Raw genomic sequence first — 25,019 nt, 5'->3', positions numbered from 1 at the left:
TCAGCCCTTCTTCGCGCCGTAGCGGCTGCGAGCCTGCTTACGGTTCTTGACTGCCTGGGTGTCGAGCGCACCGCGGACGATCTTGTAGCGGACACCGGGGAGGTCCTTCACACGACCGCCGCGGACCAGCACGAGCGAGTGCTCCTGCAGGTTGTGGCCCTCGCCGGGGATGTACGCGGTGACCTCGGTGCCGTTGCGGAGCTTGACACGGGCGACCTTGCGCATCGCCGAGTTCGGCTTCTTCGGGGTGGTCGTGTACACGCGGGTGCAGACACCCGCCTGCTGCGGGTTCGCCTTGAGCGCCGGCGCCTTGGTCTTCGAGACCTTGGGCGAGCGACCCTTGCGAACCAACTGCTGAATGGTTGGCACGTTCTCTCCTTGTTGTGCTGCACGGTGACAGCGTCGTGGTCTCCCCCGCGGCATCCGGATCTTGCGATTCGTGACGCTGCGGGCTCACGCTGACCCATCGACGCGCCAGAATGACTGTCGCGCCTTTGTTGGTGGGTATGCCGTGGGGGTGGCCTGTTCGCAGGCCGTTCCCTGAGATGCGGCGCTCGCACCGGTTCCCGCACCGAGGCACGGTCGACGGCGCGCGTGAGCGCACACCCGATCCATGATACGTGGGTTTCGGGGGTCGGGCAAACGCGGAAGCACGTCGCAGCCCCAACCGGACGACGACACGCCGCGATACGGCCCAGATCGCCCTCGGGCGTCCGCGTCAGCCGGTCGTCAGCAGGACGACGAGCGCGAGCGCGACGACGATGACGAGGACGGATGCCGCAGCCGCGACCGCGATCATCCGCCGCCGTCGGCGACGCCCGCGGATCGCCTCGACGGCAGCCGTGTCGACGTGCTCCTGCGGGGTGCGGCGAGCCGGCTCGGCACGCACCGCGGTCGCCGGAGGGACGGCGCGGGCGCGGTAGGCGTCCGCCGCCGGTGCGGGCGCAGCGGCGACCCGGCCGCGCACCGCCGCTGTCTCGCCGGCGGGCTCCGGGTCCAGCCGCGACCCGGATGCAGCGCGCCGTACGCCCACGGAGGCATCCGCGGGTTCGGGTGTCGGCGGTTGGCCGGTCCGTCGCGGGCCGGCCGGCGCCGACTCGGTCGCGGCCTGCGTGGGAACCTCGGAGTCGGAGGCGACAGCAGATCTCGCCGAGACGACGGTGTCGTCGACCGCGTCGGCTCCGACCGAGAAGCGCTGCGACGGGTGGGTCCGCTCGTCCACCGCGTCGTGGTCGTCCGGCGCGGGCGCCGCGGCCTTGCGTCGGGAGAACGCGGTGCGCTCGTCGTCGGGATCGATCACCCGTCGCTCCGGCGCAGCCGGACCTCGGCGTCGCCCAGCAGGAACCGGTCGCCGGCCTCGACCTCCTCACCTGGAGGGGCCTCGACCTCGGTGCCCATCACCGTCGCGAACAGCACGCCGTTGGTGGAGTGGAGGTCCGTCACGTACCACTTGTCGTCGCGCAGCTGAAGGCGCGCGTGCGTCTTCGACACCGTGCCGTCCTGGATCGAGACGAGCTGCGCGCTCGGGTGATCCGGGTCGGCGGCGGGCCGGCGGCCGAGGATGACGACCTCCGACGAGAGCGCGACGGGCTCGCCGGCCGGCGGCACGAGCGCCCAGTCGGTCCGCTTGCGGCGGGCGATGATCGTCTCTTCGAGGATGTCCTGCTCGTCCGGGATCTCGGGCTTGCCGTGGAACGCCGACACCGACGACCGCGCCGATCGCGGGGAGCCGGCGTCGGGCGCGCCGTAGATCGCCGACACCGGACCGGAGGTCTCGGGGAAGGCGTCGGCGTCGCTCATCGGAGAGCGTGCGGGAGCCCACGGCTCACGCTGGTCGCCCGTCGAGGGAGCCGCGGGCACGCGCGTGACCGGCGGCCGGGTGATGCCCTCCTCCCCGGTCGTCGCGGCGTCGGGCGCCGTGAACGGCTCCGCGGCGGTGCGGGCGGCCCCGGCAGGCGCGAGCGGCGCGGCGGCAGACGGGAGGGATGCGAGCGGCGTGGCGGGCACGGCGGAGATCGGCGCCGGAGCACCGGGCACAGCCCCGGTGACCTCGGCGCTCAGGTCGATCCCGTCGAGCGCGAAGCCCTGCCACGGGTCCGCGTCGCCGGAGCCGTTGCCGCCCGCCTCGGCGGGCGCCGCGGAGACGGGGCGCCCCGGGAGCGCCGGGGGCGTCCAGCCCGCGGCGGGCGGCGCGACGTCAGCCGCGGCGGCGGACTCCTGAGGCGCCACCGGCGCGGCGGCGGCCGGGGCGGATGCGGCGGCCGCCTGCGCGGGCGCAGGCGCGGGCGCAGGCGCAGGCGCAGGCGCAGGCGATGCTGCCGCCGGAGCAGGAGCAGGAGCAGGAGCCGCAGGTGCGGGCGGAGCGTAGGCGGGCGGCGGCGCGAAGCCTGCGCCGGCACTCGTCGGCGCAGGCGGGACGGCCGTCGGCGCCGGCGGATACGCAGCCTCCTCGGTCCGTGCACCGGCAGTCGGGAACGGCGGCAGCGGGGGAAGCGTCGCGGTCTCGCCCGAAGTGCGCCGCACGCCGGCGCCGAAGGGGGCACGGGTGGCAGCATCCGTCTCCCGGCCGACCCAGCGCGCACTCCCCCAGCCGACGATCGACGCCCAGACCGGGAACAGCAGGAAGCCGAGGACTGTCATGCCGGCGCCGAAGCCGAAGGCGACGTTGACGCGGAACAGCGCGATCGCCCAGACCGCCAGGAACGCGATGCCCACGAACGGGATGAACGCGAGCACGACGAGCCACGGTGAGAGGCCCGCGAGCTGCAGGAGCACGATGGTGTTGAGGACCGGCACCCACGCCTTCCAGGCCTCGACGCCCGACTTGCGGAACACGGCAGACAGTGCGAGCGCGGTCCAGACGTAGAGACCCGCGAACAGCAGCAGGCTGATCAGGGTGCCGACGACGGCTGCAGTGGCATCTGTGGCGTTCATGGCGTGGGACGCACGGGCTCGGCCCGTCGTCTCCCCCTCTCGGCGAATCGCGTGCGGCCGCCCGGTTCGGGCGCCATCGGACGGAACAACGATCTCAACGATACGGTCGCGAGCGCTCCGCGCCAGAACCCGTGTTCACGGCGCAGGGCGCGTCGCTCCGCATCGACGGCCTCCCAGTAGCGGCGCGCGGCGTCGGCGGGCTGCTCCGTGTGCGAGAACACGGCGCGGTCGGCGTCCCGCGCGAGCGCGGCGCCCGCGGGCGTCGCGAAGGCGGCGGCGAGCTCGCTGCGCGTGGCGGCCCGGGATGCCGCGCGGCCGCTGTCCAGAGCCGCGTCGACGTACTCGTCCCAGCCGCCCGCGATGCGGGCCGCCGGTGTGCCGGTGCGACGGCGCGACCGGCGGCGAGCGGCCTTGGTGCCGATCACGATGAGGAAGGGGCCGAGCGCGAGCACGAGCACGAGGAGCGCGATGCCGCCCATCCGCAGCATCGGCCAGAGCCACGCCAGGTCGGCGCCGGTGTCCTCGTCGGCCGGGCGGTCCGCCGCCGAGTCCTCCTGCGTGGGGTCCGGCGGCACGACCTCCTCGACGGAGTCGGGGCGCACCTCGGTGACGTTCTCGGGGTCGCGCTGCTCGGTCGTGTCGAGGCTCGGGGACTGCGCATGCTGCGGCGTCACGTCGACCGCGACCCAGTCGCCCGCGGCCGACTGCACCTCGGCCCACGCGGTGAGGTCCTGCGCGTGGCAGGCGCCCTCGTCGCACGTCGCGAGGCCGGGGTCGGCGGCCGAGAGCCGCGCTCCCAGCACGACCCTCGACGGGAATCCGAGCTCGCGGGCCATGAGGGCCACCGCGACGGCGAACTGCTCGTCATCGCCGATCGCAGCGACGTAGTTGCCGGACGCCACGGCCCTGGGGTCCGTCTCCCGTTCGAGCAGGCGCGCGAACATCGTGTCGACGCGGGCGAGCGAGTGGCCCGAGGCGCTGGGCTGGAACGCGTAGTCGGGCAGCGCCGCCGCCCAGGCCGGCACCTGTTCACCCTCGTCGAGGCCGTGGCTGAGGTAGCCGCGCTCGCGCAGCAGTGCGACCAGGGCGGCGAGGGCCGAGCCGGCCGACCCCACCGCGTGCTCGTCCATCCACGTCCGGAGGCTGTCGGGCGCGGCGACGCCGCCCGGGCTTCCCGGCGCGTCGAGCTCGGCGAGTTCCGGAGCCGGGGGCTCGACGCCGCGCACGACGAATGCGTCGCCGGACTCGAATCCTCCCCCGGCGGTCTGAACCCCGGCCGAGGCCGAGGAGTTGTAGTAGAACCGGTCCGCCAGCGAAGCGGAGCGGTCGCCGTCGAATGCCACCGCCTCGAGTCGGCCGGCGGTCGGCATCCAGATGCCGTCCCACGCGTCGATCTCGATCCGGGCCGCGACCTCTGTGCCCTCGCCGGCGTCGAGGGCCGACGGCACCCGGACGAACCGGCCGGCGTCGACGGCGCCCTCGCCGCCCGATCGGAAGATCTCGCCATCGTAGGCGTCGAGGGTCGCCAGGCGCACGCGTTCGGGGAGCGCACCGACGACGCCGTCGGTCACCACCGGCTCGACCGTGAACAGCACGTCGTCGGCGCGGGCGTCGGCGAACAGCGCGCGGTACTGCGAGAGCGGACTCACCTCTGCCGAGAGGTCGATGTCGGGACCGACGGCCGAGCGCAGCACCTCGCGCTCCGCGCCGCGCGCGACGAACGGAACGACCGCCACCGCGAGCACGAGCGCCACCGCGACCATGCCCGCACCGAGCGCCGTGCGACGACGATCGGCCGCGGAGGGGCGGCGCGAGATGCGGACGCCGCTGGATGCCGCGGCCCGCTGCAGCGCGCGGACCCGCTCGTCATGGGTGCGCCAGGCCAGCCACAGCAGGCACGCGACGAGGGCGGTTACCCCGACCGCGGTCTCGACGGGCGCGTACAGGAACACCGGACCGATCTCGAGCGGGGAGCTCACGGTCGTGCGGCCGAAGAACAGCCCGAACGTCACCATGCCGAGCGCCACCGGAACCGCGGCGTAGGCCGCGCGATCCTCCCGCCAGGCGAGCAGCAGCACCGTACATGTGCCGACGAGGAACACGACCAGCGCGGGCACGAGCAGGTTGCGGTACGAGCCCACCGGGAGCTCGACGGTGACGAGGTCCTTCCAGGCGAGCACCAGTCCGCTCGCCAGCTCCCCCAGCCCGCGCACGACGTCTTCGGGCGTGCCGAGGCGCGAGGGCACAGCGAGCGGCACCCCGAGGATCAGCAGCGCGAGCGCCAGCGCGCCGGCCGCGGTCCATCCGCTCCAGCGGCGCCACCACGCGGCGGCGGCGATCCCGCCACCGGCCAGAGTGCCGACCACCACGAGGAGCGCGAAGGTGCCCGAGCGGTAGACCGGCCACGCGGCGGCGGCCGCGACGACGGCGATCACCGCGGCGAACGCCGCTCCGACCCACACGCGAGCGCCCAACCGGGGCGTACGCATGGCGATGGTGTCGGCAGCGCCGCGGGGTGCGGCATCCATCCGCTCCATCACCGGGATCGGCCCGCTCACGAGGTCGCCCCCCGCAGCAGCAGGCCCGAGAGGTCTTCGAGGGTGCCGACGGTGAGCACCGTCATGCCCGACAGCGGCTGCATGCGCGGGTGCGCGCGCTCGTCGCAGATGAGGCCGACGACCGCGGTGTCCGACGGGAATGCGAGCGCCGCCTGCTGCAGTCTCGTGAGCGGCACGCGCGAGCCGACCACGACGAAGGCGATCGACAGCCGCTCGCCGGATTCCGCGGCCAGGCGGCACACCTCGCCGACCGGCATCGTGCTCTCGAGCAGATCGACGCCGCTGAAGCCGTCCAGCATGGGACGCGGCGCCGCAGCGGGGATGTGCCGGATCGCGCGCAGGCGCCCTCGCACCACCCGCGGGATCTCGGATCCGGTCACGATCTGCACGTCGCGTGCGTCGTGGACGGCGCGCAGGCCCAACGACGCCGCGCACGACACGGCCAGCTCGAACTCGTCGGCGTCCGCGTACTCGGGCTCGGCGACCGCGAGGACCACCGCCATGCGCGAGCGCCGCGATTCCTCGTACTGGCGCACCATCAGCCGCCCGGTCTTGGCCGTCGACCGCCAGTGGATCTGGCGGCGCGAATCGCCGGGAGCGTACTCGCGGATGGCGTGGAACGACATGTCGGCGTCGACCAGGCGGCGCGTCGGCGCGCCCTCGAGATCGCGGATGAGCCCCGCGCTCGTGGACGGGAGCGAGACCGTGCGCGGGTGGACGTAGAGGTCGTGCACATCCTGGAAGGAGTGCTCGCGGCGCAGCATCCCGACCGGGTCGCTGCGCACCGTCGTCGCCGGACCGACCCTCACGATGCCGCGCGGGAGGCCGGGGATCTCGAGCGGCTGCGCGACGGCGTGGCCCGGTCGCAGCAGCGGCACGCCGAACTCGACGAGGCCGGCCCCGACCGGGATGTCGATGCGGCCCGGCAGCGCCGTGCGGTGCCCGTCGTTGCGCACGTCGATGCGCCCGGTGACGCCCTCGCCCGACACGATCCGCTCGTGCGTCAGCGACAGGTCGACGTCGTACGCGCGGGCGCCGAACAGGAACGGCACAGCGGCGACGATGAGGACGACGGATGCCGCGCCCGCGACCATGAACTCCACCCAGCCGAAGACGATCCCGAGCACGAGCCCCACGGTCGCGGCGACGGCCACGAGGGCTCCTGCCGGCCGGATCGTCTGCGCCGCCCATTCGGCGGCCGTCGTGATACCCGAGCCCGCCGCCCGCCACGCACCTGTCCACCACACGGCGGCGCGCACGAAGGCGCGTCCGCGGCGCGACGCACCGACGCTCGTGGCCGTGGCGGTCACGTGCGTACGGCCGGCCGTGCCGGTGGACTGGACGGTGCGCGTGATGCGCGGCTCCACCGTTGCGGTGACGCCGCCGCGGCGCTCGGGGCTGCTCATACCGCTTCGCGCCTCGAGGGCGGTGCCACGTCGAGCAGCACCTGGCCGACCACGGTCTCGGGCGTGACGCCGTCGAACTCGGCTTCGGGGTGCAGGATCAGCCGGTGCGACAGCACGGGCACCGCGAGCGTCTTGACGTCGTCAGGGGTCGCGTAGGTGCGGCCCTGCGACGCGGCGCGCGTCCGGGCGGCGCGCGTGAGGGCGAGGGCGCCACGGATGCTGACACCCAGGCGCACCTCGTCGGCCGTGCGCGTGCTGTCGACGAGGCGGGCGATGTAGTCGAGCACGAGCGCGTCGACGTAGACGGCGGCGGCGAGATCGGCCATGCCGACGAGCGCCTGAGGCGTGATGATCGGCGTCAGCTCGGCGGTCGCGACAGCGGCGCCGTCCAGGATGCGGACGGTCGCCGCGTGATCGGGGTAGCCGAGCGACGTGCGCATCATGAAGCGGTCGAGCTGCGCCTCCGGGAGGCGGTACGTGCCGGCCTGCTCGACCGGATTCTGCGTCGCCAGCACGAGGAACGGCACGCCCGCTTCGCGCGAGACGCCGTCGATGGTGACCCTTCCTTCCTCCATGACCTCCAGGAGAGCCGACTGCGTCTTCGGGCTGGCGCGGTTGATCTCGTCGGCGAGCACGATGTTCGCGAAGATCGGGCCGGCGTGGAACTCGAACACGCCTTCCTTCTGGTCGTAGACGCTGAGCCCCGTGATGTCGCTCGGCAGCAGGTCGGGCGTGAACTGGATGCGCGTGTTGCTGCCCTGCACCGACTGCGCCATGGCCCGCGCCAGCGAGGTCTTGCCCGTTCCCGGCACGTCCTCGAGGAGCACGTGGCCGTCGCTGAGCATCGCAGTGAGCACGAGCTCGACGACATGGCGCTTGCCGAGGACGGCGCGCTCGACGTTGTCGGCGATCTGCCCGAACGTCTGCGCGAACCAGTCGGCCTGCTCCTGCGTGATCGTCATGTGGTGTCGTCCTTCGTGTGGGGAGATCGTGGGGCGAGCGGATGCTGCCGCTCAGGGCGTGGGCGGCGGTTCCGGGGTGCCGTTGCCGGGCTGGCAGAACGCCGAGAACTCGGTGCTCGCGGGGGCCAGCCCCCAGCCCTGGGCGTCCCAGTTCACGGACACCGAGATGCCCTCCACGCGCTCGGCGCCGACCGGCACGTCCCACGTGCCCGCGTTGTGCGTGAGCAGGCGGTTCTGGTTGTCGTAGTAGCGCAGGCCGGCGTTGCCGAAGGTGAACGCGGCCGAGGAGCCGTTCGGGGCGTTCGACGACTGGCCGCGGTACGCGAGCGGGCTGCCACCCACGCACGAGGTGACCGTCCAGTTCGCCTGCACCTGGTAAGGGGCGCTGCCGGCGCGCGGCGTCACCGTCGACCAGGCGGTGGCCGTGCCCCAGAAGTCGTGCACATAGCGCACCTGGATGCCCGGGTCCTGGCCGAACACCGAGGTGGTCGGACCCCAGCCCTGGAACTCGGCGTGGTTGCGGTTCGGCAGCCGCTCGGTCGTGGTCGGGTTCTGGCGGATCACCCAGTCGGCGCGCTGGGACTGCACGTCGGGGACGCCGTCGACGACGAACGTCCACCCCTGCGGGGACTTGCCGGACTGGTGGGCGCGCACGCTCGAGGTCGCCTCCGCGCGGCCGAACGTCGCGCCGTCCCACCAGGACTCGACGCACGTGCGGAACGTGTACTCCTCGCCGTCCGCGAGGCCTGGGAAGGTGGCCGTCGCTCCGTCCTCGGTCACCGTGCAGCGCTGGCCGTCCTGGACGATGCCGTAGCGCAGTGCCGAGCCGTCGCCGTTGCGCTGCGCGGAGGCGCGCGCGGTCACCGTCGCGGTGCCGTCGCCGTTCGACACCGAGCTGAGCGTGAGCTGCGGCGACAGCGGGCTCCCGATGCCGTTGGTCTGCACCGTCGCGGCCGCGCCCGACGCGCTGCCGCCGAGCCCGGGCGGCAGGTCGAAGCGCGAGTACGGGGTGATCGTGACGATCGTGCCGGTGTTGCTGCCCACGCGGAACCAGGGCACGTCGACGCGGGTCTGGTCGCGGCCGACCGGAACGCGGACGGTCTCGCCGGCGGGACTCGCGATCTCGAGGCTGCCGGTCTCGCCGGCTTCGATCCCGTCGATCACGAGCGACACGATGCCGCCTGCGCCGTCGCCGGTGACGACGGGAGCGGCGATCACGCTCGTCGGCGCGAGCGGCGCGTCGTACGCCCAGGCGACCGTGCGCACGCCGGCCCTCGACTCGCCCACGGAATTGACGGCCCAGGCGTCGTAGGTGCGCTGCTCGCCGTTCGGCGCAGCGATCAGCGGGCACACGCCGTCCGCGGTGCACCGCGCGACCTCCTGCCCGCCGGAGCGGACGACGAAGCCGGTGAGCGCCGGGTAAGCCAGGCGCGCCTCGCCCGGATCGATCCGCAGCGTCACCGTGCCGTCGGCATATGCCGTCTGGGTGATACTCGCCGGCGACTTCGGGAATCCGAGTAGGTCGAGCAGCACGCGGCCGTCACGCTCCGCGTTCGTGATGCGGCCCTGGGCGTCGCGCACCGAGAAGGTCGCGGTGCACGTCGCACCCGGGGCATCCGTCGTCCACGTCGCCGTGATCGACGTCGCCGACGCCACCTGGAAGCCCACCCCGGCGCACGCGCCCGTCGGGCGCACGTCGACGACCTCGAGCGGCGTGCGCGGCAGCGGGTTGACCTCGCCGCCCGCGCCGATCACGGGGATCGTGCACGAGGACCCTCCGGCCTGCGAGCACTGCTGCACGACCGAGCCGCCCTGCGGGAGCGTCGACGGCGCGGCGCCGACGCGGAGGATGAGCCGCGCGGGGGTCACCGAGGTGTGACTCGTGACGGAGACGAGCACGGCCTCCTCGGCGCCAGGGACGGCGCGGTCCGCGCCGGTCACGGTCACGATGGAGCCCTCCTGCGTGACCTCGAACGCGGTACCGCTGTGCTCGGTCGCGTAGACGATGCCGTCCCAGTCCGGGCGCAGCTGCCACGTGGTCATGTTCCGCAGGTCGAAGGTCGCGGTCTCGCCGGGCCCGACCGTGATGGACCCCGGCCGGAGCTCGGGCTGAGGGTCGCGCGGGTGTACCACGATCGCCACCGACAGGTATGTCCAGTCCTCCTGGCCGGCCAGGCGCACCGGCACCTGGCAGGCGTCGACCCAGGGCGCGCCCGAGCCCGCGTCGTAGCGCACCACCGTGCCCGAATCGACCGTGCAGGAGCCCTCGGGACGTGCGCCCGACGCCCGCACGTCGTCGCCGAGCTCGACCACCGCGCCGCGGGGGCGCGCGACGAGGCCCGCCATGTCGAAGGTGGTGGATTCGAGCTCCGTGACCTCGGGGGATGCGGCGTTGGCGCGCAGGGTCAGCGCCAGGTCGTTCTCGCCGGGCACGCGGAGGAAGCCGTAGGACGTGACCTCGCCGGCGGTGCCCTCGCCGGTGACCGCGAACGGGATCAGCCGCGTGGTCTCTGGGAGCTCGCCCCGCAGCTTCGATCCCCGCACCGAGACGCCGTCGGGGTCGCCCCACAACGACAGCTCGAGGTCTTCGACGTCGCCGCCCGACCAGGCGACCTTGCCACCCAGCACGTCGACGCCGCGAGGGAAGTCCTCGCGGGTCTCGACCGTGAGGTTGGTGTCGGCGACTACCGGGAAGTCGGGCACGCTCTCGCGCACGACCCGCACCACGATGAGGCCTCGTCCGGTGTTGCCCGAGGAGGACTCGACATCGTAGAGGAACGACATCGTCGCGGGCTCGTCGCCCGCCGCGATCCGGACCGTGGTGTCGTCGGCGCCCACGATCTGCTCGTTCAGCCGTGCGAACTCGGGGTTGTCACTGCCGTCGACGAGCGTCGCCGGCACGTCGGGGCGGATGTCGGTGACACGCAGCTCGCCCATGGTCGGGTCGACGTCGTTGGACAGCGGGCTGACGCGGATCGTGTTGCCCGCACCGGCCTGTACCTGCACGTAGTCCGTGAACGTGACCGGGCTCGGGTTGGCCTGGCTGTCGAGCACTCCGATGCGCACGGTCCCATCGGCGGTCGCGCCGAACGCGTCGACGACGCGGTAGCGGAACGACACCTGGCCGCTGTCGCCGGGCACGCTCGTGTACATGATCGATCCGCCGTCGGCGGTGATGGTGGCCGCGCCCCGCGCGGGCTGCTCGACGATGCGGTCGAGCGTCACGACATCGCCGTCGGGATCGGTGCCGAAGTCGTCGAACTCGATGAGGGCCGACTGGCCGGTGAGCACGCGGCCCTCGAGCGTGTCGGCCGTGGGGGCGCGGTTCGCCTCGGCGTCGATCACCGTCACGCGCACCGTCGCGGTGTCGGCGAGCGCCGGAGCACCGGTCGTGAACACGGAGTACTCGATCGCGTACTGCCCCGGCTCGTCCGGAGCGAGATAGCGGAGCAGGTCGCCCGACGCGAACGCGAGCGCTCCCTCCGACGACGAGCGAACCGATGCCGGGTTCAGGGTCGGCCTGCCGCCCGCCGGCGAGATGTCGTTGTCGAGCACCGGGATGTCGATCTGGGCGCCGGCGCGCACCACCACGGCATCGTCGACGGCGATCGGCGCGAGCTCCGGTGCGGGCGGGAGCAGATACACCGTCGCCTCGCCCTCGACGCTGGCCCCCGCGTCCTCGGTGCCGTCGCTCACGACGTACGAGACGGTGCCGAGTCGTCCGGCGGCGCCGTCCGCGGTCGTCCCCGACACCCGGAGGTGGTTCTGGCCGACGGCGTCGACCGACAGCGTGGCGCCGTCGTCCGCTCTCGCGACGACGTCGCTCAGCAGCAGCACGCGGCGGGTCGGGTTCGAGACGGCGTCGAAGATCTCGAGTGTCGCGTCCTGCTGGGGGTGCACGAACGCGACCACCGGCGACGTGGCCAGCCGGGCAGGTGCATCGGCGGGCAGCAGCGTGATGCGGGCCGTGCCCGTCGCCTCGCTCACGCCGTCGGTCACCGTGAAGTCGACGCGGAACGTCCCCGGGCTCTTCGCCGCGAAGTCGAACGAGGTCGAGCCGCTGACGGCGGTCGCGGTGGCCGCCGCATCGTCGAGCACCCGCACCGATTCCAGCGAGAGCGTGCCGGCGGTGCCCGTGACATGGTCGGCGACGTCGATGGTGATGCCGGAGGCGACGGTGTCTGTCACGGCGAAGGACTGCGCCGTGAGCTGAGGCTGCGGCGACACCGTGATCATGAGCGGCTTCATCGTCGTCCCGCCCCGGGTGTCGGCGACCGTCACCTCGAGCTCGACGAGCTGCTCCCCGCCGTCGCCGGCGTCGTCGTGCTGGTAGACGACGTCGCCGCCGGGCGTCGCCGCGACGCTGCCGACACCGCTCCTGTTCTGGACCGACAGCAGCAGCAGGGGGTCGCCCTCCGGGTCGACCCAGCCCGGCAGCACCGGCACGGTCACCGTGCCGCCCCGGGCGACCTCCGGCTCAGGCCATTCGACGAGGCATCGCTGGACGCCGCACCACTCCGGTGCCGAATCGGCGGCGGCATCCGCGACCGTCACCGTGACCGTCGTCGGCTCGGACGCCAGGCCGTTCTCGGTGGTGCCGTCGGTGACCGCGTACGAGAAGGTCGCCGATCCGGTCGTGCCCGGCTGCACCCGGAGGGCGAGGCGCTGGTCGTCGTCGGTCACCGACACCGTGCCGAATGCGGGGTCGAGCCCGGTGACCGACGCCGGGTCGATCGTGAGCACATCCTCGTTCGGGTCGTGGTCGTTCATGAGCACGGGCAGCGAGGCGAGTGAGCCCGCACGCACGCCGAACGCGTCGGGCTCGGCGATCGGCGGCTTGGGATCCAGCACCACCTGCAGCTGCTCTTCGCTGGGAACGGCGTCGGGGTCGGTGCGGTCGTCGAGGCTCCAGTCCTGGCTCGACGGGATCAGCGCACCGTCGGGCACCGACCAGGCCCACCCGGAGCGGGTGTCGTTGAGGATGACCGCGGAGTCGCTCGCGACGAACACGGGGCGCTGCTGGTCGCCCATCGACTCGTCGCCGTAGTCGAGGGGCGCGGTGGCGCCGCTCGAGCGCCACAGCAGACCGCCCGCATCACCCTGGCCCAGCCACGCGGCGTAGGTCTCACCGTCGTGCACGACCGGCTGCGCGGGTGTGCCGAGCACCGTCCCCGCACCGTCTCCCACCGGGGTCTCGATGGCCGACCCGTCGGCCGGCACCCGCACGAGCCCGGTCTCGTCGGCGAGGTAGACGGCGGTGCCCTGCGCGTCCGGTGCGCCGACGACCACCGCGCCCGTGGTCGGCGCCTGGGCCGCGGCATCCTGCCCCCGAAGCCACACGTCGCCGTCCTCGGTGTCGACCACCGCCCACGTGTCGCCCGCCGCCGTGATCGCCGGTGTCTCGAGGCCGTCGGGGTCGAATGCGTCGCGACCGCGCACCTGACCCTCGCTGATGTCGAAGCGCAGCACCGAACCGTCCGCCCCCGAGTACGCGAACAGCATGCCGCGGTCGTCGACGGCGATCGCCTCGGCGGTGTACTGCGGGGCGTCGTCGTCCGCGCCGAACGGGTCGAGCTGCGACGACGTGCCGCTCGACAGGCGTCCCGCGTACACGGCGCCCGAGTCGGTGAGGTAGGCGACCCAGTCTCCGGCGGTCACGACCTCGGTCGTACCCGACGGGGTCTTCTGCGAGGACTGCAGCGCCTGCTCGTCGAGATCCGCGGGCATCGCGGCGTCGATGCGGGTGAGCGTCGAGTAGCTGTCGCTGAAGAGGTACGCGGCATCCCCCGTCTGCACCACCTGGTCGGGATTGCTGATGCTGCGCACGGTGTCGAGCTCGCCGACCGACGTGTTCACGCGTGCGTAGCGGCGGCCGTCGCCGGTCTGCAGCGCCCAGACCGCGGTGTCGACGTCGGGGGTCTCCTGCGCGTCCAGCCCCGGCCACACGATGCTGATGCCGATGACGGTGACCACCACGGCACCGGCGGCGACGAGGCCCGCGATGGCGCCGCGTCGCATCAGAGCACCCCCGCGGCCATCAGCGCCACGACGACCGCGCCCGCGCCCGCGACGACCCCCGCTCCGATGCCGATGGCCCAGGGCAGCGCGGCGCGCCCCCGACGGCGGGCGGGCGCCGAGATCTCGGTGTCCTCATCGCGGGCGAGCTGCGCGACGCCGGTGCCGGCGCGCGTCTTGCGGGTGAGGTCGCGCTCCACGTGCGAGCGCGCGGGTCCTCGCAGCGCCGAATCCCCGAAATCGACGGGGGCGGATGCCGGGGACCATTCCGCGTCGGGGATCTCGAGCGGTGTCGGCGAGAGGCCGAGCCCCGACTGCACTTCGCGCAGCGCCTCCCCGAACGCCCGGGCCGAGTCGTACCGACGCCCGGGATCGCGGCTCATCGCGGCCGCCAGAACGGCCTGCAGCGACGCCGGGACGTCGGCCCGCGGGATCTCGACGTAAGTGGCCCGCGCGATGCGCTTGCGCAGCAGCTCCTTGGTGTTCTGCCCGCGCTCGCGGCGCTCGAACGGGCTGTGGCCCGCGAGGAGCGAGTAGACGGTGGCGCCCAGGCTCCACACCTCGCTCGTCACGGTGCCGCTCGTCTGCTCGGCGACGACCTCGGGAGCGCTCCACGGGATCGACATGGCCAGCACCTCACCGCCGCTCTTGCGCTGCAGCGAGGCCGAGATGCCGAAGTCGGCGAGCACCGGCGTGCCGAATGTGGTGATGAGGATGTTGCTCGGCTTGACGTCCCGGTGGATGAGGCCCGCGCGGTGCGCGGACTCGAGCGCGCTGGCCATGCGCACGCCGATGGTGAGCACCTCCTCGACCGGGAGGCGCTCGACCCGGTACCGCTGCGCGAGCGAGCCCGGGCAGTACTCCATGACGATGTACGGGCGGCCGTCCGCTGAGATGCTCGCCTGGTAGACCGTCACGATCGAGGGGTGGGCCGACAGATGCGCGAGCACGTCGGCCTCGGCGTTGAACATGCGCCGCAGCTCCGGGTCGCGCACGTCGCTGGGCATGACCTTCACCGCGACGTTGCGGCGTGGCATGTCCTGCTCGTAGAGGAAGACGTCGGCGAAACCACCGGAGCCGAGCGGACGGATGTAGGCGAGCCCGGGAAGGATCGGAGGCGCCGAAGGGAGCCGTGCAGCCACCAGCACACCTCCCCCGCAGTCCGCTACCGTCACACTCATGTCGCCAGGGCGACAACAAACCCGGTCATGCTAACAAAACCCACCTCCCGGGAACCCGCATGGCGAGCAGGGATGTGGAGAGTGGGAGCGCGTGCGGCGGGCCGGCACCGGACCGTGCCGCAGTGACGGGCCGGCGTCAGTCTAGCCGCGGAGGGTCGCCGGGGTCGTGGGGGTCGAACGGTGCGTCGAGCGACTTGGTGAGATCGGCGAGCATCGCCTCGATCTGGGGCTCTACGTACTCGGTCACCGCGGCCTGGATGCGCAGGCGATGGTGCAGCAGGATCGTGCACACTTCGCGGCCGACCATGTTCGCGTAGTCGTCGGCGAGCCCCACCTCCTGGCGCAGCGCCGCCTTGGCCTCCTCGCTCAGGGGAGGAAGCGCCGGCACGCGCGCATCGGCCTCCTCGGCGAGCCCCGCGATCGTGAACAGGAACGGGGCGCCGGGCACCGGATCGGGGTCCATCGGAAGACCCTCGAACTCGGGATCGAGCCCTTCGCCCGGGCGGTAGGTGCGCGCGCGGTTGCGAGCAGCCTGCTGGTCGAGCTCGGCCTGCAGCATCGGAAGGTTCAGCGCCGTGTACTCGGCGACCGAGCGGTCGACGATCGTCTTGATGCGAGTCGACAGACCGTGCTGCACACCGTGCGGCACGTCGGCGCCGAGGCCTGCGGCCGAGAGCACGGGCGACCCGAAGCAGCGGCGGCAGGGTGCGGTCCGGCCATGGTGGGTCGCGGGCTCCCAGCGGGGCACCCACGCGAGCCAGGCGTCCACCGCCTGGCTGACCTGGGTCTCGAGCGACCGCTCCACGCGTTCCACGCTAGTGCCCGGTCTCCGCACCCGCGCGGATTTCCGCGGTTCCCGGCACCGTGGGCTGCCGGATCACTCGTCGAACTCGTCCTCCCACGGCCATCTCGGTCGGCGGGCGCGGGTGCGCACGAGCGCGATGCCCGCCCACGACGACACGAACGCCGCCGCGGCGACGACGACCCCGAACCACGTGGTCGCGAGGCGGCCGACGACGGCCGTCGCGACGCCGAGATCGGCGCCGGTGAACACGGCGCCGAACCACACTCCCCCGAGGTAGGCGAGGAAGGTCGCGGCGGTCGTCCACAAGGCGCCCCAGTACGAGGGATGCCGCGCTCCGGCGCGGGCGATCGACCCGGCCCCCGCCGAAGCCGGTGCGGCGTCGCGCGCCGGGGCGGCAGCATCCGTTCGGCTTCCGGCGCGCGCGATCGCGGCCCACAGCCCGCCGGCGAACGCGAGCGTCGCGCACACGACGCCGGCGATCCCGGGAGCCTGCCCGAGCCCGGGGCTCGCGATGACGTCCTCCCCCATCGCCAGACTCGTCATGCCGAGCCCGAAGATCAGGAGCGCGATGAAGCCCATCGTCGCGAAGGCCAGGGCGACGGGCGGTCGCACGGGTCCCTGCGACGGCCCATCCGAACCGTCAGCGGCCATGCCGCCAGCCTACGTCGGCCGGCGGGGATGCGAACGGGGCCTACGCGCGGACGAGCTGCGGACCTGCCTCGAGCGTGCGCTCGTACTCTCGCTGAGCCTCGACGTTGAGCTCGGTGACGCGCTTCGCACGCGCAGCGGCCCACGCGCCGAACCAGATCGTGAGCTCGCGGCCGATGATGAACGCGGCGATCGCGAGCGGCGTCAGCAGCTCGGCCTCGACGAGCTTGGCCCCCTCGCTGGCGGTGAGGTTCCAGAACGGCGCCTGGAACAGCGCGCCGAGGATGTGACCACCGTACGCGGCGACACCCACGAGGATGCCGAAGATCACCCAGGCGCCCCAGCGGCCGCGGTTGATGATGGCGCCGAGCAGCCAGAAGCCGATGAAGAACACGACCACGGGCACCCAGAGCGACCAGGTCGCGAGGGCCTCGAGGGCGGTCGTGCCGACGTTCGCGCCGGTGACGTCGCCCTTGATCGCGCCGACGCCGAGCCACACCGCGAGGTAGAGCACGGCGAACGCGACGGCGGCGAGCAGGCCGATGGCGCCGGCGGCGGCGCGGTTGCCGCGCGGACGCGGCGCCTCGGGCGCCTGCACGAAGATGGGCTGCGGGGCGGCGGCTGCGGCGACGACTGCGGGCTCCGCGACGACGGGCTCGCTCGGGGTCACGGCCGGCGGGACCACCACGGTGGGCGAGTCATCGGCGGCCGGCGCGGGCGTCGCGGTGGGCGCGTAGTCCAGCGCGGCCGCCTCCGGCGAGTCCCAGGGGTCGGGCTCGGCGGCGGCAGGCGCCTCGGCGGCGGCAGGCGCCTCGGCGGTGGTCGCCGGGGCATCGGCAGACGCGTCCGTGTCGGTGGTGCCGGGCGCCTCGGTGACGTCGGAGGGGGTCTCTGCGGCCGGAGTCTCGCTGCCGACCGCATCGCGCTTGGCGGCCTCTGCGTCGGCGAGACCTTCGTTCGCACGGCCGACGACGTCGTCGACGCCGTTGGGCTCGTCGACGGGCTCGCCGTAGGACGACTTGGGGTCACTCATCGCAGGCACTCCTCACGCAGGGCTCGTCCCCGCAGAGGCAGAGTAACCCGCGGTTCCGCGCACACGACGGAGGCGTGCCGGGGGAATGCGCCTCGGCTCATTACCCTGAGCCCATGGCACCACGGGCGTTCCAGCTCGCCGCGGCCGCGGCATCCACCCTCCTCGCACTCGCCGCGCTGACGGCGTGCGCACCGGACGCGCCTTTGGGGGGCAGCCTCACCTTCACCCCCACCCCGTCCACCTCGGCGTCAGGATCGGCGACGCCCACTGCGACGCCGTCGCCCACCGCCCGCGCCGAGATCCCCGACGACTGCCGTGCGATCCTGACCGCCGACGTGCTGGCACAGCTCGAGGGTGTGCCGCTCAACGACCCCGCCTTCGGCGCATCGGGACCGCAGCCCGACGGAAGCCTGGTGTGCGTGTGGCGCGACCCCGCCGCCGACACGACAGGCCTGGTCACGAAGATCTCCTCCATGTCACGCGGGCCGGCGCTCGACATGCTCAACAAGCTCGTCACCGAAGAGGGCTACACCTGCTACACCCCCGATGGCGGCACGCGCTGCGAGAAGACGTGGCAGAACGAGACGTACCCGGTCACCGACGGGCGCACGCTGTTCTGGCGCGACGACATCCTCGTCGACACCCAGTACTCGAACCTCGCGCCCGCCGGCTACACCGCCGCCGTCGTCGCGAGCATCTTCGGCTGAATCAGCCCCAGACCGTGTGGTCGAGCCGACGGCCGTAGTCGTCGGGGTGCCAGGCCGTCTCGACGCTCACGAGCCAGAGCCCGTCGCGGAGGGTGTGCTCCTCGAGCACCGCGCCCCGCGTGCGATCGCAGACCGTGGCGCCGTCCGCCGTCCGGCAGGAGAACCCGTCGCCCGCCAGCGCGGCCTCGGCGATCGTCGCGGCGTCCGCATCGACCTTCGACAGCGTGGTGACGATCCCGCCCGAGTCGAACCGCCACGTGCAGGTCACCAGCACGTCGGGTGCGGCGGCGTCGGCGAACGCCGTCGCGGCGGTGGCGGGAGCCGCCATCGACTGGTCGAGCAGCGACCCCTCCCGCCAGGTCAGCTCGTTCCAGAGGTCGTCGGCGTACAGCGTGCGGCAGTCGATCGCGCCACCGTCCGCCGCGGTCTGGGCGGGCGTCTGCGCGGGCGTCGCCTCGGGCCGCGGCGCGGTGGCACTGCGCAGCGTGTCGCCGACCCACGCGACGGCCACCGGGACCATCGGCAGCGCCAGCCACACGAGCGAGGCCACCACGGCGGCGCACAGGATCCCCGCGGGCACGGCGATCCACGAGTTGCGTCCGCCGGTCCTCGCCATGGGGCCCCCACCTCCGCTTCCACGGTAAGCCGGAGACACGGATGCTGCGCCGCGGCGCGCGCGGGGCTACGAGGACACCGCGGGTAGCTGCCGGGCGGGCCGGGAGCATACTCCGCGGCGGCGCAGAACTCGACCCCCTCCTTGCTTTCGTCATTCCTCGCGGAGGGTGTTCGCCACGGCGGACTCTCCCGGCCGGCACATCGCCGGCCCGATTCCGCCGGTGAGATGGAGGAGGAGCATGTCGACCTACGAGACCGGATCCGCCGCGGATCGCAGTGCCAACGGATCACCCGAGGGGCAGAGCCCGGACACGCCGGACATCAAGGAGCGCGCCGTCGACTCCGTCGCCGAAGTGGACGCCGGAGCGATGTACGTCGCCGGCGTCGCGGGCGACGAGATCCACAGCGTCGCGCACGACGTGAAGGACGCCGCCCGCGGATTCTTCGACGAGACGCGCGTGCAGCTGTCCGACCAGGCGTCCACCCAGCAGCGCCGGGCGGCCGACGCCCTGCGCGGCACCGGCGACGAGCTGGAGGGGATGGCATCGGGCACCGGCACGAGTTCGCGCGGCATGGCCACCAGCGCCGTGCGCGCGCTCGGTCAGCAGACCCGCCGCGCCGCTGATTGGCTGGAGCAGCGTGAACCCGCCGACGTCGTGCGGGAGGTGCGCGGGTACGCTCGTCGGCACACGGGCGCCTTCCTGCTGATCGCCCTCGGCGCAGGCATCGTCGCCGGTCGGATGACTCGCGCGCTCATGGCCGACCCGCACAACGCAAGCGCCGGGCTCGGGGGCGCTTCGCGCGCGCAGCGACCGGCTCTCGCCGCGGGCGCGCCGGGCGCGCCGGGTGTGACGGGTGTCACGGCGGACGAACGGACCGGCTCTGCCACAGGAGCCGACGGCTTCGGCGCCGGCTCCGGCGCCTCCGGCGAGAGCACGCCCATCGCCGACGCCCTCGCCGATCAGGCACCGGGCGATCCGCTGTCGAGCGCGGCCGGGGCCACTGCGGCGAACGGGCAGAACCCCGTCACCGGCGCCAGGACGGCGCAGGGCGAGTGGTCGCCGAGCGGAGAGGCACGGCGATGACCGACATGCCCACACCGTCGCAGCAGAAGGCGGCGGACACGTCGCTGGGCGACCTCGTGGGCGAGGTGTCCCGCGACCTGTCGAACCTGATGCGCAAGGAGCTCGAACTCGCGAAAGCCGAGCTCTCGGAGTCGGCCAAGCGGGCGGGCATGGGAGCGGGACTGCTGGGAGGCGCCGGCTACGCGGCCGTGATGGCCGTGTTCTTCCTGAGCGTCGCCCTGTGGTGGGCGCTCGGCGATCTCATCGACAGCCTCGGCTGGTCGGCTGTGATCGTCGCCGTCATCTGGGCCGTCATCGCCGGCGTCCTGTACGCCGTCGGGCGGAACCGACTGAAGACCGTGCAAGGGGCGCCGCAGACGGTGGAGACCGTCAAGGAGATCCCCGAAGCACTCAAGAGGAACGAGGAGAACCGATAATGAGCAACCCAGACCAGATCCGCGCAGACATCGAGGTCACGCGCGACGAACTCGGACGCGATGTCGATGCGCTCGCCGACAAGGTGTCGCCTCCGAAGATCATGGAGCGCCAGACCACTCGGGTCCGTCGCGCGTTCGGCGACATGAAGGGCCACGTGATGGGCGTGGCCGACGACGTCGGCGACACCGCCTCGTCCGCCGGCCACTCGGTCGGTGACGCGATGGACGCCGCCGGCGACGCCGTCAAGGAGCTGCCGCACAAGGCGAAGCAGAAGGCACAGGGTGCGCCGATCGTCGTGGGACTCCTCGCCGCCGGCGTCGGGTTCCTCGTGGCCAGCCTGATTCCGACGACCGAGTCCGAGACGCGGTTCGCCACGTCGCTGCGGGACCGCGCGCAGCCGCTCGTCGACAAGGCGGTGGGCGAGGCGAAGGATGCCGCGCAGGAGGTCGCCGAGAACCTCAAGGGTCCTGCGCAGGACGCCGTCGAACAGGTGAAGGAGTCCGCCGTCGACTCCGCCGAGACTGTCAAGCAGGAGGCGCAGGACACCGCCGAGCGCGTCAAGGAGAACGTCGCCGACAACCTGTCGCCGGACGACCGCGCCGCGTCGCGGCCGGACGACGCGGAGGGATCGCCCAGGCTGGGGTGAGGCATCCGTCCCGTCAACGGCGAGAGGCCCCGGCGATGCCGGGGCCTCTCGTTCGAGCGTTTCGTCTCACTCCGCCCGCTCAGCGACCGGAGGGGGCGGACTCAGTTGTAGTCGGTGGTGAAACCGTCGGTGGAGAAGCTGTCGAAGTCGACGTAGCTCAGGTCGGCGTCGGTGTACGCGCCGTCCGAGGCGAAGATGCGGTTGGGGTACCGCTCGCTCTTGGCCTCCTCCGTCGCCTCGACCGTGACATCGCGGTACTTCGCGAGTCCGGTTCCGGCGGGGATGAGCTTTCCGATGATGACGTTCTCCTTGAGGCCCATGAGCGGGTCGCTCTTGCCCTCCATGGCCGCCTGCGTCAGGACGCGGGTGGTCTCCTGGAACGATGCTGCCGACAGCCACGACTCGGTCGCGAGCGACGCCTTCGTGATACCCATCAGCTCGGGACGACCCGACGCGGGGCGCTTGCCCTCGCCGACCGCCTCGCGGTTGATGGTCTGGTACTTCTTGAAGTCGACCAGCTCGCCCGGGAGCAGCGTGGTGTCGCCGTGGTCGACCACGGTGACCTTCCGCAGCATCTGACGGACGATGACCTCGATGTGCTTGTCGTGGATCGGCACACCCTGCGAGCGGTACACGCCCTGGACGCCGTTCACGAGGTACTTCTGCACCTCGCGGGCACCCATGACACGCATGACCTCCTTGGGGTCGAGCGTGCCGACCAGGATCGGCTGACCGACGGTGACGTGCTGTCCGTCCTCGACCAGGAGCGTCGCGCGCTTCAGGACCGGGTAGACGTGCGGCTCGTCGCCGTTGTCGGGCGTGAGGATGACCTTCTTGGCCTTGTCGGTCTCGTCGATCGTGATGCGGCCGTCGGCCTCGGCGATCGGCGACGCACCCTTCGGGGTGCGGGCCTCGAACAGCTCCTGCACGCGGGGAAGACCCTGCGTGATGTCGTCTGCCGACGCCGAACCACCGGTGTGGAAGGTACGCATCGTCAGCTGCGTGCCGGGCTCACCGATCGACTGGGCCGCGATGATGCCGACGGCCTCGCCGATGTCGACGATCTTGCCGGTCGCGAGCGAACGGCCGTAGCACTTCGCGCAGACGCCGACGGCCGAGTCGCACGTGAGGACCGAGCGCACCTTGATGGACTCGACACCCGCCGCGACCAGCTTGTCGATGAGCACGTCGCCGACGTCCTCACCGGCCGAGGCGACGACCTCGCCCTTCGGGTCGACCGCGTCGGCAGCGAGCGTGCGGGCGAACACCGAGTTCTCGACGTTGGCGTCGCGCACCAGCGTGCCGTCGGCACCGGGAGCGGCGATGGTGAACTCGAGACCCTTGCTCGTGCCGCAGTCCTCCTCGCGGATGATGACATCCTGCGAGACGTCCACCAGGCGACGGGTCAGGTAGCCCGAGTCGGCCGTACGGAGGGCCGTGTCGGCCAGACCCTTGCGGGCACCGTGCGTCGCGATGAAGTACTCCGCCACCGACAGGCCCTCGCGGTACGAGGAGATGATCGGACGCGGGATGATCTCACCCTTGGGGTTGTTCACCAGGCCTCGCATACCCGCGATGTTGCGGATCTGCAGCCAGTTACCACGGGCGCCCGACGAGACCATGCGGTTGATGGTGTTGTCGGCCGGGAAGTGGTCGCGCATCGCCTTCTGGACCTCGTCGGTCGCCTCGGTCCAGATCTTGATGAGCTCCTGACGACGCTCGGCGTCGGTGGTGAGACCCTTCTCGAACTGCGCCTGGACCTTCGCGGCCTGCTTCTCGTAGCCCGCGACGATCTCGCCCTTGTTCGGCGGCGTGAGGATGTCGCTCAGCGCCACCGTGACACCGGAACGCGTGGCCCAGTAGAAGCCGGCGTCCTTGATGCGGTCGAGGGATGCCGCGACCTCCACCTTCGGGTACTCCTCGGCGAGCTTGTTCACGATCTGCGACAGCTTGCCCTTGTCGGCCTGCTCGCGAACGAACGGGTAGCCCTTGGGGAGCGTGTCGTTGAAGATCGCCTGGCCGAGCGACGCGTCCACGAGGCCGTGGCGCTCGTAGCCCTCGGGGGCTTCGCCCTCGAGGAACGCGAGGCCGGGGATGCGGATGCGGACCTTGGCCTGCAGGTCGAGGGTGCCCTCGTCCTTCGCCAGGATCGCCTCGCCGACCGAGCCGAACACGCGGCCCTCGCCGGCAGCACCCTCGATGACCGTGGTCAGGTGGTGGAGGCCGATGATCATGTCCTGCGAGGGCAGGGTCACCGGACGGCCGTCCGACGGCTTGAGGATGTTGTTCGAGGCGAGCATCAGGATGCGGGCCTCGGCCTGGGCCTCCACCGACAGCGGCAGGTGCACGGCCATCTGGTCACCGTCGAAGTCTGCGTTGAACGCAGCACACACGAGCGGGTGCAGCTGGATGGCCTTGCCCTCGACGAGCTGAGGCTCGAAGGCCTGGATGCCGAGGCGGTGCAGCGTAGGCGCACGGTTGAGCAGCACGGGGCGCTCGCGGATGATCTCCTCGAGCACGTCCCACACCTCGGGACGCGTGCGCTCGACGGCGCGCTTGGCCGCCTTGATGTTCTGCGAGTGACCGAGGTCGATCAGGCGCTTGATCACGAACGGCTTGAACAGCTCGAGCGCCATCTGCTTGGGGAGGCCACACTGGTGGAGCTTGAGCTGCGGACCCACGATGATGACCGAACGGCCCGAGTAGTCCACGCGCTTGCCGAGCAGGTTCTGGCGGAAGCGACCCTGCTTTCCCTTGAGCATGTCGCTCAGGGACTTGAGGGCGCGGTTGCCGGTACCGGTGACGGGGCGGCCGCGGCGGCCGTTGTCGAACAGCGCGTCGACGGCCTCCTGCAGCATGCGCTTCTCGTTGTTGACGATGATCTCGGGGGCACCGAGGTCGATCAGGCGACGGAGGCGGTTGTTGCGGTTGATCACGCGGCGGTAGAGGTCGTTCAGATCGGAGGTCGCGAAGCGGCCACCGTCCAGCTGCACCATCGGGCGCAGCTCCGGCGGGATGACCGGGACGACGTCGAGCACCATCGAGGCCGGCGACATGCCGGTCTGCAGGAACGAGTTGACGACCTTTAGGCGCTTGATCGCACGGATCTTGCGCTGGCCCTTGCCCTCGGAGATCTGCAGGTGCAGGCTGTCGGCCTCGGCGGCCAGGTCGAACGCCTCGAGACGGCGCTTGATCGACTCCGCGCCCATGTGGGCCTCGAAGTACTGACCGAAGCGGTCCTGGAGCTCGTGGAAGATCTCGTCCTCGCCCTTGAGCTGGCCGACCTCGAGCGTGCGGAAGTCCTCCCACACCTTCTCGAGACGCGTGATCTGGTCGTCCGTACCCTTGCGGATAGCGGCCATCTCCTTCTCGGCGGCGTCCTTGACCTTCTTCTTCTGGTCGGCCTTGGCACCCTCCTCCTCGAGCGCGGCGAGCTCCTCCTCCAGCTTCTGGAGGCGAGCGGCCACACGCGCGTCGCGGCGGTCGGCGAGCGTCTTGAGCTCGAGGCGGATGTTGTTCTCCTGCGTCGAGAGGTCGCGGTGGCGAGCCTCGTCGTCGACCGAGATCACCATGTACGCGGCGAAGTAGATGACCTTCTCGAGGTCCTTCGGCGCCATGTCGAGCAGGTACCCGAGGCGCGAGGGCACGCCCTTGAAGTACCAGATGTGCGTGACGGGCGCGGCGAGCTCGATGTGGCCCATGCGCTCACGGCGGACCGAGGACTTGGTGACCTCGACGCCGCAGCGCTCGCAGACGATGCCCTTGAAGCGGACGCGCTTGTACTTGCCGCACGCGCACTCCCAGTCGCGCGAGGGTCCGAAGATCTGCTCGCCGAACAGACCGTCCTTCTCGGGCTTCAGGGTGCGGTAGTTGATGGTCTCGGGCTTCTTGACCTCGCCGTAGGACCAACGACGGATGTCGTCAGCGGTGGCCAGGCCGATGCGAAGCTGATCGAAAGTGGTTGATTCGAGCACTGGTTCTCCTGTGTCGGAAATTCGTTCGTTACC

At 72.2% G+C, this 25,019-nt stretch carries 17 protein-coding genes; 4 read left to right on the top strand and 13 right to left on the bottom strand.

Translation table 11 applies throughout. The features are described 5' to 3' along the window. The 11 genes from rpsL to RS82_RS16640 form a co-directional block, all read right to left on the bottom strand. Positions 1 to 369, bottom strand: coding sequence for a 30S ribosomal protein S12 (gene rpsL / locus RS82_RS16690; RefSeq protein ID WP_018171438.1), 369 nt, complete (start codon positions 367 to 369; stop codon positions 1 to 3). A gap of 349 nt (positions 370 to 718) precedes the next feature. After that, positions 719 to 1,300 carry a hypothetical protein gene (locus RS82_RS16685; RefSeq protein WP_045301471.1) on the bottom strand — a complete coding sequence of 194 codons (582 nt, stop codon included), beginning with the start codon at positions 1,298 to 1,300 and terminating at the stop codon, positions 719 to 721. After that, complete coding sequence (locus RS82_RS21395; RefSeq protein WP_045301469.1) at positions 1,297 to 2,934, bottom strand: DUF5684 domain-containing protein; 1,638 nt, start codon at positions 2,932 to 2,934, stop codon at positions 1,297 to 1,299. The genes RS82_RS16685 and RS82_RS21395 overlap by 4 nt, the downstream gene beginning before the upstream one ends. After that, positions 2,931 to 5,492 carry a transglutaminaseTgpA domain-containing protein gene (locus RS82_RS16675; protein WP_245619638.1) on the bottom strand — a complete coding sequence of 854 codons (2,562 nt, stop codon included), beginning with the start codon at positions 5,490 to 5,492 and terminating at the stop codon, positions 2,931 to 2,933. Before RS82_RS16675 ends, RS82_RS21395 begins: the two co-directional genes overlap by 4 nt. Further along, the gene (locus RS82_RS16670) at positions 5,489 to 6,898 is read right to left on the bottom strand and encodes a DUF58 domain-containing protein (RefSeq protein WP_045301467.1); all 1,410 of its coding nucleotides are present in this window, start codon (positions 6,896 to 6,898) and stop codon (positions 5,489 to 5,491) included. The genes RS82_RS16675 and RS82_RS16670 overlap by 4 nt, the downstream gene beginning before the upstream one ends. Beyond that, entirely contained in the window at positions 6,895 to 7,860 is a 966-nt protein-coding gene (locus tag RS82_RS16665) for an AAA family ATPase (protein WP_045301465.1), read from the bottom strand. The genes RS82_RS16670 and RS82_RS16665 overlap by 4 nt, the downstream gene beginning before the upstream one ends. A gap of 51 nt (positions 7,861 to 7,911) precedes the next feature. Further along, positions 7,912 to 13,878, bottom strand: a complete 5,967-nt coding sequence (locus tag RS82_RS16660; protein ID WP_045301463.1) for an Ig-like domain-containing protein — start codon at positions 13,876 to 13,878, stop codon at positions 7,912 to 7,914. After that, positions 13,878 to 15,017, bottom strand: coding sequence for a serine/threonine-protein kinase (locus RS82_RS16655; RefSeq protein ID WP_157005649.1), 1,140 nt, complete (start codon positions 15,015 to 15,017; stop codon positions 13,878 to 13,880). Before RS82_RS16655 ends, RS82_RS16660 begins: the two co-directional genes overlap by 1 nt. 175 nt (positions 15,018 to 15,192) lie before the next feature. Further along, a complete protein-coding gene (locus tag RS82_RS16650; RefSeq protein WP_045301459.1) occupies positions 15,193 to 15,861 on the bottom strand; it encodes a hypothetical protein in 669 nt (222 codons plus the stop codon). A 72-nt stretch (positions 15,862 to 15,933) separates the two neighbouring features. Then, entirely contained in the window at positions 15,934 to 16,512 is a 579-nt protein-coding gene (locus RS82_RS16645) for a hypothetical protein (RefSeq protein WP_045301457.1), read from the bottom strand. A 40-nt stretch (positions 16,513 to 16,552) separates the two neighbouring features. Further along, positions 16,553 to 17,542, bottom strand: a complete 990-nt coding sequence (locus tag RS82_RS16640; protein WP_045301455.1) for a hypothetical protein — start codon at positions 17,540 to 17,542, stop codon at positions 16,553 to 16,555. Positions 17,543 to 17,655: 113 nt separating this feature from the next. On the opposite strand from RS82_RS16640, the gene RS82_RS16635 reads away from it, so the two are divergent. Then, complete coding sequence (locus RS82_RS16635; protein ID WP_045301453.1) at positions 17,656 to 18,249, top strand: hypothetical protein; 594 nt, start codon at positions 17,656 to 17,658, stop codon at positions 18,247 to 18,249. A 1-nt stretch (position 18,250) separates the two neighbouring features. Here RS82_RS16635 and RS82_RS16630 read toward each other — a convergent pair whose 3' ends face one another. Further along, a complete protein-coding gene (locus RS82_RS16630) occupies positions 18,251 to 18,865 on the bottom strand; it encodes a hypothetical protein (RefSeq protein WP_045301451.1) in 615 nt (204 codons plus the stop codon). Positions 18,866 to 19,103: 238 nt separating this feature from the next. Between RS82_RS16630 and RS82_RS20800 the strand changes: the two genes are divergently transcribed. The 3 genes from RS82_RS20800 to RS82_RS16615 are packed head-to-tail and all read left to right on the top strand — an operon-like array spanning position 19,104 to position 21,012. Further along, positions 19,104 to 19,949: a hypothetical protein gene (locus tag RS82_RS20800; protein ID WP_052676891.1), complete on the top strand. Its 846-nt coding sequence runs from the start codon at positions 19,104 to 19,106 to the stop codon at positions 19,947 to 19,949. Continuing rightward, a complete protein-coding gene (locus RS82_RS16620) occupies positions 19,946 to 20,365 on the top strand; it encodes a phage holin family protein (RefSeq protein WP_045301685.1) in 420 nt (139 codons plus the stop codon). Before RS82_RS20800 ends, RS82_RS16620 begins: the two co-directional genes overlap by 4 nt. Further along, positions 20,365 to 21,012, top strand: coding sequence for a DUF3618 domain-containing protein (locus RS82_RS16615; protein WP_045301449.1), 648 nt, complete (start codon positions 20,365 to 20,367; stop codon positions 21,010 to 21,012). Before RS82_RS16620 ends, RS82_RS16615 begins: the two co-directional genes overlap by 1 nt. A gap of 101 nt (positions 21,013 to 21,113) precedes the next feature. On the opposite strand, the gene rpoC is transcribed toward RS82_RS16615, so the two are convergent. Then, positions 21,114 to 24,986: a DNA-directed RNA polymerase subunit beta' gene (gene rpoC / locus RS82_RS16610; RefSeq protein ID WP_045301447.1), complete on the bottom strand. Its 3,873-nt coding sequence runs from the start codon at positions 24,984 to 24,986 to the stop codon at positions 21,114 to 21,116. Positions 24,987 to 25,019 lie beyond the last annotated feature (33 nt).

Source organism: Microbacterium trichothecenolyticum (genome assembly GCF_000956465.1).
Lineage (GTDB): Bacteria > Actinomycetota > Actinomycetes > Actinomycetales > Microbacteriaceae > Microbacterium > Microbacterium trichothecenolyticum.
Note: the sequence above shows the minus strand (reverse complement) of the source record. Positions and strands in the feature narration are given on the sequence as shown.

Excerpts from the sequence above, each read along its gene's own strand:
- RS82_RS16630 (WP_045301451.1), bottom strand. The coding sequence starts at position 18,865 with ATGGCGAGGACCGGCGGACGCAACTCGTGGATCGCCGTGCCCGCGGGG.
- RS82_RS16620 (WP_045301685.1), top strand. The coding sequence starts at position 19,946 with ATGACCGACATGCCCACACCGTCGCAGCAGAAGGCGGCGGACACGTCG.
- RS82_RS16640 (WP_045301455.1), bottom strand. The coding sequence starts at position 17,542 with ATGAGTGACCCCAAGTCGTCCTACGGCGAGCCCGTCGACGAGCCCAAC.
- RS82_RS16665 (WP_045301465.1), bottom strand. The coding sequence starts at position 7,860 with ATGACGATCACGCAGGAGCAGGCCGACTGGTTCGCGCAGACGTTCGGG.
- RS82_RS16615 (WP_045301449.1), top strand. The coding sequence starts at position 20,365 with ATGAGCAACCCAGACCAGATCCGCGCAGACATCGAGGTCACGCGCGAC.
- RS82_RS16670 (WP_045301467.1), bottom strand. The coding sequence starts at position 6,898 with ATGAGCAGCCCCGAGCGCCGCGGCGGCGTCACCGCAACGGTGGAGCCG.
- RS82_RS21395 (WP_045301469.1), bottom strand. The coding sequence starts at position 2,934 with ATGAACGCCACAGATGCCACTGCAGCCGTCGTCGGCACCCTGATCAGC.
- RS82_RS16645 (WP_045301457.1), bottom strand. The coding sequence starts at position 16,512 with ATGGCCGCTGACGGTTCGGATGGGCCGTCGCAGGGACCCGTGCGACCG.
- RS82_RS16660 (WP_045301463.1), bottom strand. The coding sequence starts at position 13,878 with ATGCGACGCGGCGCCATCGCGGGCCTCGTCGCCGCCGGTGCCGTGGTG.
- RS82_RS20800 (WP_052676891.1), top strand. The coding sequence starts at position 19,104 with ATGTCGACCTACGAGACCGGATCCGCCGCGGATCGCAGTGCCAACGGA.
- RS82_RS16635 (WP_045301453.1), top strand. The coding sequence starts at position 17,656 with ATGGCACCACGGGCGTTCCAGCTCGCCGCGGCCGCGGCATCCACCCTC.